Annotated in this window: 9 protein-coding genes; 2 read left to right on the top strand and 7 right to left on the bottom strand. The window is 56.1% G+C overall.

The genetic code is table 11. The features are described from left to right. Positions 1 to 667: 667 nt before the first annotated feature. The 4 genes from J2Z70_RS26330 to J2Z70_RS26315 are packed head-to-tail and all read right to left on the bottom strand — an operon-like array spanning position 668 to position 5,806. Positions 668 to 2,914, bottom strand: coding sequence for a glycoside hydrolase family 95 protein (locus J2Z70_RS26330; RefSeq protein ID WP_209878093.1), 2,247 nt, complete (start codon positions 2,912 to 2,914; stop codon positions 668 to 670). Positions 2,915 to 2,970: 56 nt separating this feature from the next. Beyond that, positions 2,971 to 3,990 (bottom strand): zinc-binding alcohol dehydrogenase family protein, encoded by a 1,020-nt coding sequence (locus tag J2Z70_RS26325; RefSeq protein WP_209878091.1) that lies wholly within the window; start codon positions 3,988 to 3,990, stop codon positions 2,971 to 2,973. Then, complete coding sequence (locus J2Z70_RS26320; RefSeq protein WP_209878089.1) at positions 3,990 to 4,949, bottom strand: aldo/keto reductase; 960 nt, start codon at positions 4,947 to 4,949, stop codon at positions 3,990 to 3,992. The genes J2Z70_RS26325 and J2Z70_RS26320 overlap by 1 nt, the downstream gene beginning before the upstream one ends. Positions 4,950 to 4,954: 5 nt before the next feature. Beyond that, positions 4,955 to 5,806 (bottom strand): amidohydrolase family protein, encoded by an 852-nt coding sequence (locus J2Z70_RS26315; protein ID WP_209878087.1) that lies wholly within the window; start codon positions 5,804 to 5,806, stop codon positions 4,955 to 4,957. 131 nt (positions 5,807 to 5,937) lie between these two features. Here J2Z70_RS26315 and J2Z70_RS26310 point away from each other — a divergent pair, with 131 nt between their 5' ends. Further along, a complete protein-coding gene (locus J2Z70_RS26310) occupies positions 5,938 to 6,804 on the top strand; it encodes an AraC family transcriptional regulator (RefSeq protein ID WP_209878085.1) in 867 nt (288 codons plus the stop codon). A 48-nt stretch (positions 6,805 to 6,852) separates the two neighbouring features. Here J2Z70_RS26310 and J2Z70_RS26305 read toward each other — a convergent pair whose 3' ends face one another. Further along, positions 6,853 to 9,279, bottom strand: coding sequence for a glycoside hydrolase family 31 protein (locus J2Z70_RS26305; protein WP_209878083.1), 2,427 nt, complete (start codon positions 9,277 to 9,279; stop codon positions 6,853 to 6,855). Positions 9,280 to 9,398: 119 nt separating this feature from the next. On the opposite strand from J2Z70_RS26305, the gene J2Z70_RS26300 reads away from it, so the two are divergent. Beyond that, the gene (locus J2Z70_RS26300; RefSeq protein WP_209878081.1) at positions 9,399 to 10,292 is read left to right on the top strand and encodes a helix-turn-helix transcriptional regulator; all 894 of its coding nucleotides are present in this window, start codon (positions 9,399 to 9,401) and stop codon (positions 10,290 to 10,292) included. A 108-nt stretch (positions 10,293 to 10,400) separates the two neighbouring features. Here the strand turns inward: J2Z70_RS26300 and J2Z70_RS26295 are convergent, their stop codons facing one another. Both J2Z70_RS26295 and J2Z70_RS26290 read right to left on the bottom strand, forming a co-directional pair. Then, positions 10,401 to 11,828, bottom strand: a complete 1,428-nt coding sequence (locus J2Z70_RS26295) for a family 43 glycosylhydrolase (RefSeq protein ID WP_209878079.1) — start codon at positions 11,826 to 11,828, stop codon at positions 10,401 to 10,403. Positions 11,829 to 11,899: 71 nt separating this feature from the next. After that, the gene (locus J2Z70_RS26290; RefSeq protein ID WP_209878077.1) at positions 11,900 to 13,717 is read right to left on the bottom strand and encodes a family 43 glycosylhydrolase; all 1,818 of its coding nucleotides are present in this window, start codon (positions 13,715 to 13,717) and stop codon (positions 11,900 to 11,902) included. Between the last annotated feature and the right edge of the window lie 144 nt (positions 13,718 to 13,861).

Below are 13,861 nucleotides of genomic sequence, written 5' to 3'. Positions count from 1 at the left end.
GGCCCACTTTCGGCGATTTCAGGGGCACTTGTGCTCTTCATTTGCTCGGGTGGCCCGCTTTCGGCGATTTCAGGGGCACTTGTGCTCTTCATTTGCTCGGGTGGCCCACTTTCGGCGATTTCAGGGGCACTTGTGCTCTTCATTTGCTCCGGGTGGCCCGCTTTCGGCGATTTCAGGGGCACTTGTGCTCTTCATTTGCTCCGGTGGCCCGCTTTCGGCGATTTCAGGGGCACTTGTGCTCTTCATTTGCTCCGGGTGGCCCACTTTCGGCGATTTCAGGGGCACTTGTGCTCTTCATTTGCTCGGGTGGCCCGCTTTCGGCGATTTCAGGGGCACTTGTGCTCTTCATTTGGCCCACGCGCACTCCCCCAGCACATTGTGTTCGGTTTTTCGCCTACATTTGGCCTGCGCGCCGCCCCCTGGTCCGATTGTGTTCGGTTTTTCGATTACATTGGGCCTACGCTCCGTCCCCCAGCACATTGTGTTCGGCTTTCCGAATACATTTGGCCTACGCTCCGCTCCCTGGTCCGATTGTGTTCGGTTTTTCGATTACATCCGGCCCGCTCGACGTTCTAGCCAACCACGCACGCAAAAAGGACTGGCGCAAATACGCCAATCCCACATTACTATACTATCCTATTCGTCAACTAGCCAGCCTAATATTAATCTACCCGGTGAAGGTATACGAACTGCCCGCTTCTCCAGCGAACGATACCGGAGCCAGTCCCGGGCCTTCCAGGCGGCATGTGCCGGATACCGTACAAGTAACAATCACTTCAGTAACATGTCCGTCCGCCCACGAGAAGTCCAGCGTATAGCCGCCTCTTGCCCGCAGTCCCTTGACACTGCCCTCGCTCCAATCCGCAGGCAATGCAGGCAGCAATCTGATCCTATCTGTGTGACTCTGCAGCAGCATCTCCGCGATGCCCGCTGTTCCTCCGAAGTTCCCGTCAATCTGGAACGGAGGATGGTTATCGAATAGATTCGGCAAGGTGGAATGCTCCAGCAGCGCCCGTACATTCGTATAAGCCTTGCCTTCATCCTGGAGCCGCGCCCAGAAATTAATGATCCACGCCCGGCTCCAGCCGGTATGTCCTCCGCCGCTGGCAAGTCTGCGTTCCAGCGTCGTACGGGCAGCTGCCGCCAGCTCAGGTGTATGCTCCACTGTGAAGGCATCCCCCGGATATAGCGCAAACAGATGCGAGATATGACGGTGCCCCGGCTCTACCTCTTCATAATCCTCCATCCATTCCTGAATCTGGCCGTATTTACCGATCTGCGGCCCCGGCAAGCGGTTCAGCGCTGAGCGGAGCTCTTCGCGGAATGCCTCATCCCGTCCGATGATTTCCGCGCTCTGAATACAGGCCTTGAACAGCGCCTCAATAATCTGGAAGTCCATAGAGGCTCCGGCACACAGCACGCCCGATTCCCCGCCGGGAAGCTGGTACGTGTTCTCCGGCGAGACGGACGGGCAGGTAATTAGCCGGCCCGATTCATCCTCTATCAGGTAATCCAGCAGGAACTGTGCCGATTCCTTCATCGTATCGTAGGCATTCGCCAGATACTGGCGGTCCTGGCTGAACCGGTAATGCTCCCACATATGCAGACACAGCCAAGCTGCTCCCAGCGGCCAGAACGAGGCTGGCAGATACGTATCCTGAGGAGCAGTATCTGCCCAGATGTCTGTATTGTGGTGTGCCGTGAAGCCGCCGCAGCCGTACATCACCTTCGCGGTCACCCGTCCCGGCTCACGCATCCGTTCGATCAGATCGAACAGCGGCTCATGGCATTCCGCCAGATTGCAGAGTTCAGCCGGCCAGTAATTCATTTGCGCGTTGATGTTAATCGTGAATTTGCTGTCCCAGGCCGGGGTGAAGCTGTCATTCCAGATGCCCTGCAGATTCGCAGGCAAGGAGCCAGGACGGCTGGAGGCGATCAGCAGATAACGTCCATACTGGAAGTAGGTTGTAATTAGCCCGTGATCCTCTCCCCCCTGCCGGAACCGATTTAGCCGTTCACTGGTCGGCAGTCCGCTCAGCTCCGGGTTCTCCGGCAGCGTCAGCGTGGTCCGTCCGTATAGGCTGCGGTAATCAGCGACATGACGGGCAAGCAGTTCCTCATAAGGAACCATACTCAAGGCCTCCAACTGCCGCTTGGCATACAGCGCCGGATCGGGATGGCGGAACGTGGTTCCTGCAGCAAGCAGCAGCGTAACCGAGCTTGCCCCCTCCACCAGCACATATTCGCCGATGTTGCGGCAGGTTCCGTCTTCTGTGACGGCCTTCAATGCAGCAGCGAACGAGTTGCCCCCGCGCCCGCCGCATTCCCCGCCCATCACCAGTCCGCTGTCATTCCATTTCTCGGTCTTCTCCAGCATTCTCCAGTTCTGGCGGTTGAATCTGGCCTTCAGGGAGATTGCGTTCTTCCGGTCAGCGGTAATCCGCACCACGATGGCTTGATCCGGGAAGCTGGCGAACAGCTCACGGGTATACCGCACTCCGCCGGTGGAATAACTCACCTGGGATATACCGGATTCGAGATCAAGCTCCCGCTGATAATTCTCAGCAGGCTGCTCATGTCCGCTGAATGACAGCAGCAGGTCGCCAAGCGGCAGATAATGGCGCTGCGCTTCCGGCAGCCCCACCATCGTCATGGCCGCCAGCTCCTCCGCCTCCCTCAGCTTGCCTTCCAGAATCAGCTGGCGGAGCTTCGGCAAGTGGGGCAGCGCATCTTCATTGTTGCGGTCACGCGGACCTCCGTACCATACGGAATCCTCATTAAGCTGCAGCTTCTCCTCAGCCACCCTGCCAAAGATCATCGCCCCGAGCCGGCCGTTGCCGATCGGCAGCGCCTCATTCCAATTCTGTGCCGGTTCACTATACCATAACCGCTGGCTGTGTTCCTTGCTTTTCATTACAATTCCGCTCCTTCGTAGTTAGTCAGTTCCACCCGTTAGTCCAGCTTCATCCGTTAATCCAGTTCCACCAGCGCCTTGATCACCTTGGTTTCAGGATTCAGCCAGCTCTCGAACTGCCCTATCATCTCCCCGAAGGAGCAGCGGTGGGAAATATAGCGGTCCACATCAATATAACCATCCCTAATGGCACTAATCACCCGTTCGAAGTCCTCGCGGGTCGCATTTCTGCTGCCCTGCACCGTCATCTCACGGGCATGGAAATCGGGGTCACTAAAGGTAATGTTCCCTTTGACCAAGCCGACATAAGTCAACGTACCGCCATGCCCGACCAATCCGAAAGCCCCTTCCATAGAAGAGATGTTGCCGGTGGAATCAATGACATGCGGCAGGAAATTGCCGTCTGTAAGCGCCGATAGCTGTTCCTTCGGCTCCTTCAAGGCGCTTACCGTATGCTCTGCCTGCGCCCAGCCCTTGCAGAAGGCCAGACGTTCATCGTTGACATCCATGGCAATGACCTGCGCCCCAGCGTACCGGGCCATGGCCATCACGCCCAGTCCGATCGGTCCGGCCCCGATCACCAGCACCTGCTCCCCCGCACCGACACCCGAGCGCCGCACCGCATGGGCACCGATCGCCAGCGGCTCCAGCATGGCCGCCTGATCCAGCGTCAGCCCGTCTGTTTTCAGCAGATTGCCGACAGGCAGACTCACCCGTTCCCGCATTCCGCCATCCAGGTGAACACCGAACACTCTCATTTTCTGGCAGCAATTCGTTTTACCGCTCAGACAGGCCCGGCACTCTCCGCAATGCAGATACGGAATTACACTGACCTGGTCCCCAGCGCGAAGCCCTTGCGGGTTGTCGCCAATGCGCTCAATAATCCCGGACAGCTCATGCCCCAGCACACGCGGATAAGTGAAATAAGGCTGGTTGCCCCGGTAAGCGTGCAGATCTGTCCCGCAGATGCCGATCCGGCGGATGCTTACAACCGCTTCCCCGTCCACCAGCTCCGGCTCCGGCAGATCTTCCCTGAATACGAACTTTCCGATCTCCTCACAAATAATTCCCTTCATTATAAGCGCTCCCCGTTCCGGCCTGGTGCTTCGTTCCATTCTGCCCGGCCGCTCGGCCAAGTAGCCCCATCAATTGGCTTCAGAATATCGCGCACTTCTGCCAGTAATTGTTCGTCCATCGGCTCTTCGGTCCACTTGATATTGTTGCGGATATTGGCTGGTGTCGCCGTGCTGACCAAGGTCGTAGGAATCTGCTCGTTCGCGGTGGAGAACTGAACTGCCAGCTTGGCGATGTCTTCTCCCTTGTCCCTGCAATACTCAGCGGCGCGCTGACATGCGGCCTGAATCTCCGCTCCTGCCGGATGCCAATCCGGCACCTTACGGTTGCTGAGCAGCCCCATCGAGATGGGAGACGCATTCATCAGCCCCGTTCCGCTCTCCTCCAGCAGCGGAAGGAGCCGGAGCAGTGTGGTATCGTTGAGCGAATAATGACAATAGGACAGAATGACATCCAGCTTGGTCTGCGGCAGCACCTTTTCGAACACACTCAGCGGCAGGCCGCTGACGCCGAAGTAACGGATTTTGCCCGCCTGCTTCAGCTCTTCCAGCGCCGGAATCCCCTCCTCCATCACCTGCGTAAGCGAGCCGAATTCAACATCATGCAGCAGCAGAATATCCAGGTAATCTGTGCCCAGGCGGGCCATGCTCTCTTCCGCGCTGCGGATGATCCGCTCTCTGGAGAAATCGAATTCCCCCTCGCCGTAACGTCCGGCCTTCGTGCTCAGGATATACTTGTCGCGCGGTACCGTCTGGAGTGCCTCACCCAGCACTGTCTCCGCCTTCATCAGGCCGTAGTAAGGGGAGACGTCAATGAGGTTAATCCCCAGATCAATCGCCGTATGAACCGTGAGGATAGCCTCATCCTTCGGAACCTCCCGGAACACGCTGCCCAGCGAAGAGGCCCCGAAGCTTAATGCGGAGACATCCAGTCCCGTATTGCCCAGCTTTCTGTATTTCATATTGCTCAACCTCCTATAATTAGTGAATCCAGCTTATAAAATCTAACAGCATTCGCTCCAAATACCGGCTCCATCTCTTCCGCGGACAAGCGGTCTTGCAGTGCTGTGCGCAGAATCCCCACAACCTCCTCATAGGTTGCCGCCATCAGGCACACAGGCCAGTCGCTGCCGAACATCACCCGCCCGGGTCCGAACAGCTCCAGCACAGCATGTACGTAATCCGTGAAATCCTCCTGCGTCCAGCCCTGGGGATCTGCTTCAGTGACCATCCCGGACAGCTTGCAGTAAATTCCCGGATGCTTGGCAACCTCCGCCATCAGGCTTCGCCACGGCTCCAGGCTACCCGAAGCAATCGGCGGCTTGGCCAGGTGATCAATGACTCCCCGCAGTCCCGGAACCTGTTCCAGCATCTCAATGAGCTGCGGAAGCTGATCGGCCAGCACCAGCAGGTCCACCGGCACATCCCGCTCCGCAAGGTATGAGAGCGCTTCTATATAAGGCCGGGTCAAAAGCACACCGGGGTCCGCCATCTCCTGAATCATCACCCGCAGCCCGGTAAACTTCGGATGTCTGCTGAGACGCTCGAATTCGGCCTGGAAGGAAGGGCTTGCTAGATCCAGCCAGCCAATCACGCCCGCGACAGACTCCGCCTGCCCGCTGAGTTCCAGAATATATTCCGTCTCCTCCACCGTAGGCGCAGCCTGTACGACAATCGTACGGCTGATCCCGTGCTTCATTAGCTCCGGCTCCAGATCAGCGGGCAGATAATCCCGGAACAGCACCGGAATCTCCGGCGTAATCCATCCATAATCATCCCTGTCTATCTTCCAATAATGCTGGTGAGCATCAATATACATGATAACGCCTCCATTCCACCTTATTGTAAACATCCGATAAAGGAATAAAAATAGCTTAAACAAACAAATCTATACCTTATTTTGATATGATGTGGGTAAGAATGCAGAGATTTAACTCAGGGGGCGACTTCATGGAACCGATCCGCAGGCATTTTGACCATCAATTGCCGGTTACGCTGCTGCTGGACTATAAGGAAACGAAAAGTCCGCAGCGCGAGCTGCCCGACCACCAGCATGACTGGTACGAATTCATTTACGTATACGGCGGCAAAGGAAGCTTTTTCATCGATCAGACCTTTTATGAGATGCATCCGGGTGACATTATTGTCGTTCCCGGAAACACGGTACACCGGGGATTTCCCGATAATGAGGAGCCGGTGACCTCCTCCGCCCTTTTTTTCAGCCCGGCTCTGATCCATAACCATACCTACAGTGAGTCTTATCCCTATCTGAAGCTGTTCGACGCTGCCAAGACAAACAAGCAGTACAAGTATACCCTGTCTCCAGAGCATGCTGAAATTCTGCAAAATGATATCGATGCGATCCACCGGGAACGCGAGCAGAATCAGCCGGACGGCGGGCAGGCGCTTACGCTGCTGCTTCATCTTACACTGCTGCATCTGAACCGCTACTGTCTGCCGCAAGCCGCTGAGCCTGTCGCTTCAAGTCCCTTGCTGCCGGAGTGGTTCCGTGAGGCGCTCAGCTATATCAATGATCATCTGGATCAGCCGCTGGAGCTAAGCTCTCTGGCTGCGCGGGCGTCGATCTCACCGGCCCACTTCAGCCGGGTCTTCAAGCAGCGTCTGGGCATGAATGTGACGGATTATATTGCGACGAAGCGGATTTTCGCCGCCAAGGACAGCCTGCTGCAATCAAGCTATACCATCGAGCAGATTGCCATGGCCTGCGGCTTCGAGAGCCTGCCCCATTTCTACCGTACATTCAAAAGAATCACCAGCATGACACCCGCCGCCTACCGCAAGAGTAACAGAGCCTAGTAGAGCTTCTCTATCAAGCGTACAATAAGTCACACATCGAATGAAGTCTCATCTCTGAAGGTCCGCTTCACGGACAATTACAGCTTCCCCTTCATAAGTGACAATGCGGCTTCCCGCATAACCGGCCAGCTCTACAGCAAATTGCCTTACCGCCTGCATTCCGGCATAGTCTCCGGCCCGCTTCCCGATAGTCAGGCTGCGGTCCGCTTCACACCAGCTCAGCTCAATCATGGCATAGGCGCCGGTCTCATAATTATAATTATCGCCTTCATCTTCATACAGGGTGAAGGCTGCATCCTTGCCGCCGTATACCTTGAGCCTCGTCACCGCCTCCGGCTGTTCATCCGTATATTGAACATCGGGGCCGAGCGGAACAATGGACCCGGCACGGACATACAGGGGAAGCGTCTCCAGATCCGCCTTGGCTTCAATCGTCACGCCGCCCTCCAGCCGTTCATCGCTCCAATAATCATACCATTCGCCTTCAGGGAGGTAGACCCGGCGCTGCTTAAGAACCCCCTCAAGCTCACGGGAGCCGGGACCGTAATACATGGCCTCTGTCACAGGAGCCACCATGAAGGCCGGACCGAACATGAACTGGTCGCCGATGGCATGGACCTGCACATCTTCCCGGTAATCGAAAGCCAGCGCACGGAACATAGTATAGCTGCGGTGTGCCACAGCTCCGGCCAGGGAGTAGATGTATGGCATCAGCCTGTAACGGAGCTTCAGATAGTTCACCAGCGTGTCATACATCAGCTCACCCTCCTGGCCGAACTGCCATATCTCCCTCGGCGTATCCGTGCCATGGGAACGGAACATCGGCAGGAAGGCTCCGAGCTGGAACCAGCGGACATACAGCTCCCGGTAGCCCAGATCCGCAACACCTTCGTCATAATCCCCGCTCCAGAACCATTGCTCCTTGGGATTCTTTACGAAGAACGCTCCGATATCCAGTGTCCAGTATGGCGAACCGGTCATGCAAAAGTTAAGGCCGTCTGCTATCTGCTTCCTCAGCGTCCCCCAGTTGGCGGCTATATCGCCTGACCATGTAATCGTGCCATAGCGGTGCTGCCCTGCGAACGCGGAGCGTGTCAGATTGATCACCCGTTTCGCTGAGGTTGCTGCGCGCTGGCCTTCATAGATCCCTTTGGAGTGCTGCATGGAATAAGCATTGATCAAGCCCGGATCGAGATACCGCTTCGATTCTGCCGTATTAATCAGCAGCCGCTGCTCCGGCTCCGGCTTCACCGCGCCCTTCCAGTCCGCTTCGAACGGCTCGGTGCAATCACACCACCAGGCATCAATGCCGTGGGCGAACAGCCCTTCGTTGGCCTGCTTCCAGTACAGCGCACGAGCCTCCTCCGAGAAGGCATCATAAGTCGCCTGATTGCCGAGCAGGAAACCGCCTGCCTTCATCTCTTCATGATTCTCCCCGCCCGCGCCCATAATCGGCCAGATGGATACCATCAGCTTGGCGTTCATAGCGTGCAGGCTGTTCATCATCTGCGAGGGATCGGGGAAGCGCTCAGGATCGAAAGTCTTTTGCCCCCACAGATTGCCCGTCCAGGACTGCCAGTCGAGTACGATACAGTCGAGGGGAAGCGAACGCTCACGATACTCTTGCACGATGGCGATCAGTTCCGCCTGAGAGACGTATCTTTCCTTGGACTGTACATACCCGAAGGACCACTTCGGCAGCATTGGTGCTTCTCCGGTCAGGTAGCGGATTCCCGCCGTAATCTGATCGAATTCCGGACCATAAATGAAATAATAATCCATCTCTTCATCCGCATCGCTCCAGAGGTACGAGCCAAAGGCATCATCATGAAAAGTCATATAAGATCCCGAATCTACCAGAATCCCGTAGCCGCGTGTAGACACCAGTACCGGTACAACCGCCTTCATATTCTGCTGGTACAAGTATTGCTGCCGTCCCCGGAGGTTCATCATCCCCTCTTCATGGGAGCCGAGTCCGTACAGGGCCTCCCCTTCCTGCCATTCGAATTCCAGCTTTGTATGAAAAGCCTCCCGGTCCAGCCTCCGTTTGACGCCCTCCGCTCTGGCACGCAGCCCATCCGCACCCTGTCCGGTCTCTACCGTGTCTGCCGAAGCATCGAATACCGTATGATAGACCTCTGTGCGCTCCAGGGTTTTGCCGCCTCTGGCCGGCTCCCGTGTCAGCAGCGTGCCGTCCGCAGCTCTGTAGCTGAAGGCACAGCTCTCTTTATCCACTTCAACCGTTAGCTGCGCCGTTGATATCTGCAGATGGCCAGGCAGTTCTGTGATAGTGTAAGGTACGGTCTCGGCTTCTGGCCGGCTTACCACCATCAGACTCTCTTTACCGCTCAGCTCAGCATTCAGCGTATAGCGGATTCTGGCAATCCCCGGCGTACACCAGCCGATATGCATTATTCCCTCACTAGTCTCCAGCCTTACGCCAGCCTCGCCGGATTGAACAGTTATCAGTTTCATTATGGTTCCACCCTTCCTTATGACTTCCTCTGGTTATAATGATATTATTATTGATAACGGTTCATCTAACATATATTTGCGCGATATCATCACAATATAGCGATTCAGAGGAGGGCATCATGTACGAACACCGTTACCGGGAGAACAAACTGCACGGCCAGCCGGAATTCCCGCTGCATATCTACCGGGTGGAGCATCAGGCCCGCGTGCATTCCATTCTTCCCGTGCACTGGCATAACGAAATGGAGATGATCTATCTGGCGGAAGGCCGCGCTACCTTCTATATTGAGAGCCGCGAGTTCGCCATCCAGGCAGGAGATGCCCTGATCGTTCATCCCGGTGAGCTTCATTCGGGCATGGACACCGCAATGGGCGGCACCTGTTATTATTCCATCGTGTTCAAAGGCTCCTGGCTGTCTTCGCCGCAGCCCGACCGGGTACAGGAGCTGTTCCTGGACCCCGTCCTGCAAGGGAAGGTCCGGCTTCCCGCTCTGTTATCTGCTGCAGATGCCGCCCACTCCCCCTTGCTTCAGCTGATCAGGGAGCTGTTAAGCCGCTATGAGCGTAAGCCCGGGGCATACGAAATGAGCCTGAAGGCGCTCTTACTGCTGTTCATCGCAGACAGCTATCAATACGGGCTGACCAGGCTGAACCCGGCCGCGGAGACCCGGCACGGCCGGGAATATAACCGGCAGATCCGGGAGGTGCTGAGCTATATGGAGGCGCATTCCCGCGACAGGCTGGAGCTGGATCAGCTTGCCGCCGTGGTAGCGCTGAGCCGCTCGCATTTCTGCAAGTTTTTCAAGGCTCAGACAGGGATGCGCCCGATGGAGTATCTGAATTATATCCGCATCAGCCAGGCGGCCAGTCTGCTCCGCAGCGGATCATACAATGTGCTGGAGGCTGCACTGGAGTCAGGCTACCAGCATGTCAGCTATTTCTCCAAATGGTTCAAGCATTATATGAACATGACGCCCTCAGAGTACAAGGCCCGGTATTCTTCCGGCGTGTAGCAGCAGGCTGAGAGCGTACGCTCTACGATGTGAACGACAAAACAGCAGCACCGGGAACACGCTCCCTGGTCCTGCTGTCTGTGTCATGCCTGGTCTGATGCCTCCGGTCTATTCCAGTGTAAATGAAGCAAATTGAGCGCCGCCGCCTCCGGTGTATGTGAAATACAAGGCCTGCACGCCGTCCGGAATCTCCACTTCCGCAGCATATTCTTTCCAGACATTAGTGAAGCCTACCGGAATAGAAGCAAGCGCAGGTCCGTCCCAAGCCGTCTTCACCTGGAACTCCCCATGGCAATATCCCCGCACCTTGATGGAGACCCGGTTAACTCCCTTGCAGTCAAAATACTTGAACCCGGCGGTCGCCGACTCCGTCATATTGGCAATATAGCCAACCTCTTCGTCGCCGTCTCTGCCGTCCTGGGTAATCTTCGGGAACCGGCTGTCCATCCACGCACCCACCTTGCCAAACCCTCCGGTATACATCTCCTGATCCTTCGTGAACAAATGACAGGCCAGGTAAGCCGGATATTCTCCGCGTCCCTCCAGCGGGCCGCCGTTCGGGCCGGAGGTTGTGATCTCCACCTGCGGGATGGTGCCGTCTTCACGGAACGTAATCGGCTCGATGCAGCCCTGGCGCGAGAACGCGGTCCCGTTGGTATGCCGGTGATAGAAGATATACCACGCTCCATTAACCTCCACGATGCTGCCGTGGTTATTGCCGCCGTAATACATCGTCCGGTCCGCAGGCTTATACGTATCGATGTGCAGATCACAGTTGCTCACAATGACTCCCTGATACACGAAATCCCGGGTAGGATGACTGCTGGTGGCATAACACAGCTCATGCATCGAGATGGAGGAATAGATCAGGTAATAGATATCTCCTCTTTTGCGGATGGAAGGGGCCTCGAAGAACTCATAGCCCTCGAAGCCGGTTCCCTGGCTGTAAGGCTGGCTCGGTGCAACGAACACAGGCTCTTCAATAATCGTAAGCATATCGGGACCCAGTACGGTAGCCATCGCGCCGTGTCTGGACTTGTCGCCGTATCCGCAGAAGCCGGTGTACAGGTAAGTGGTGTCTCCTTCGGTCAATACCCCCGGGTCAAACTGCGGCTCATCGCCTTCCCGTTCGCCCAGACGCGTGCCGTCCCCGTAGGTTACATAACCGTAGAATTCATATTTGCCGCCCGGCTTATCGCAGACCGCTACCGATACGACAGAAACCTTGTCCAGTACATAGTAGAGATAATAGCGCCCGTCGGGTCCCTGCGTCACATCCGGTGCATATAGACACATGCTGCCTTCCGGGTTGAGCGGGTCATCTGTCGTCTTGTAGATCACCCCTTCATACTGCCAATCGCCCAGATTGTCCTCCGGCGCTGACCAACAGACATAGTCGTTCAGACAGAAGGCGTGTCCGTTGAACCGGTCATGCGAGCCATAGACATATACTCTTCCTTCAAAAACATAAGGCTCCGCATCCGGCACGTACTCCCAGGAAGGCAGATAGGGGTTGAATCCTTGTTGTTGTGTCATTCTAACATCCTCCATTTGTTATATAGATTGTCGTTGTTAATTTTTCATTCTGGGATGGCCGTGACTCCAGACTAAGCAAGCACTGTCACCTGTATCGTGCAGTCGGCGTAATCCGGATGTACATCTCTCTCCCCGGCCACATCGAGCAGTGGAACTCCGTTACTGTTGTAATGCACTCTGTGGATCGCCGAGCATCTCGTTCCATGCTTCACCAGTTGCTCTTCCCCGTGGTAGAGGACTAGCGTAGTACCATCTGTATCCTGGAAAAAGGAATTATGCCCCGGGCCATACACCCCGTCCAGCGAATAATAAGAAAGTGCCGGCGTGCCCGCCTTGCTCCAGGCACCGGCATCCAGAACATCGCCGCCCCGTGGAATGCTTAACCAGCCCACCGCATAGGTATATCCCGTTGCCGCCCCGCCGGAATAGGCAATATACACGGTATCTTCCGTCAGGAGCGGATACGGGCCTTCGTTATTAATCGTGCCCTGAACATTCTCCCACCCCAGCAGAGGACGCGACAGCAGCACTGGTTCACTGGTTAATACCGCCGGGTTCGCTTCATCTACAGTGGCGATGTATAGCATGGAGCCGGTATCCAGCGGCGTTCCGATCCCTTTGCGGTAAGACCAGACTACACAGGAGGTGCCGTCTGCCTTGAAATAAGTCATATCCAGCGTAATGCCGTCTGCGGCCAATGGAGTACCGTCCATCCGCTTCACCCGGACCGGCGTGCTCCAATCCCCGGCCTTCATAATATCGCCGCCGGGGTTCAGCTTCATCAGATGGCATTGCGGTCCCCATACCTTGCCGCCAACAGCGAACAGAATGTACAGCTCCCCGCCGATGACATGGAATTCCGGTGCCCAGAAGGTCTGGATGAAGTTCAGCTCCTCATTCAGGTCCAGTATAACGGCTTCCTGGAAGCCCGGAGCGAATAAGTCCTGTAAAGTATCTGCCACGCGGACATAGATGCCGATATTATTGACATTGTCATTGGTAGCCAGGAAGTAATACCTGCCGTTCCAGGGGAGAATCACCGGGTCTGCATAACCGCTTGCTAACGGGAACGGCAAGTCAAAAGTGACCACTTTGCCATGTATGGTATGTGTTCCCGGCAAGGTGAAATCAATCCCTGCGGTATCCCAGGCCACCCGCTTATCGGCAGTGGAGCCGTCAGAATATAGCGCTGTGGCTCTGACCTTTGTCAATTCGCCGGCGGAGTGGACACTGACCTGCTCCTCCACGCGAATACCGGTGTTATGCACCGGGGTCCAGGCCGCCTGAACCTTGCGGCCGGCGGGACCGTCTACTGTCAGCACATTCCCCGGACAGGTTCCGGGCAGCGGCTGAGCGGGCCGCTCTACTGTGTAAGCTTCCGCAGGCTCCGGCGGCGAGATCCCTTCCGGCTTCCGCAGATCGGCCAGCCGGTTCACATAATAGCTGCCGTCATTGTCCTGCCAGCGGATCTCATATCCGCCAGTGCTGTCCAGTGCGCAGACTGCTTCTTTTACATAGCGTTCATTATCGAGCCGGACAAGCCGCTGGGCATCGAAGGTCACCAGATCCGGCGAGGTCCACAGCAGAATCTGCCCCCTGCTCTCCCCGTCATCCTCCCCCGAGGCGTCAATCCTTACCGCAATCATCCCGAAAGCACCATCCTGTGTGCGGAACAGATAGGGGTTTTTGAGTCCTTTTTCATGAATCACATTGTTCTCATCCACGGTGGCCACGGCAAATAATAGGCCATAGTTCCGGTTCAGCGGCTGAAATTCGTTAGGGTCATCTGCACAGGCCATATGGACACTGTTGGCGAGAGACCCGGTGTAATCCTGGTTCGGTATGCGCGTGTAGACTGTAAGCTTCATTAGCTCTGCCACCTCATTCATAGCTCTATCACCCTTACCTTGTTATTCATCTTGCAGCATGTCCTATCAGTATAGAGAAGCTTTTGGCGTGAAGTCCATGACATATAGACACCTAAGCTTGATCTATCCTTAGATTATGGGCCGGAGCCGGAATCCTCTATAAAA

Origin of the sequence: Paenibacillus silagei (assembly GCF_017874735.1) — a bacterium.
Taxonomy (GTDB): domain Bacteria; phylum Bacillota; class Bacilli; order Paenibacillales; family Paenibacillaceae; genus Paenibacillus_AQ; species Paenibacillus_AQ silagei.
Note: the sequence above shows the minus strand (reverse complement) of the source record. Positions and strands in the feature narration are given on the sequence as shown.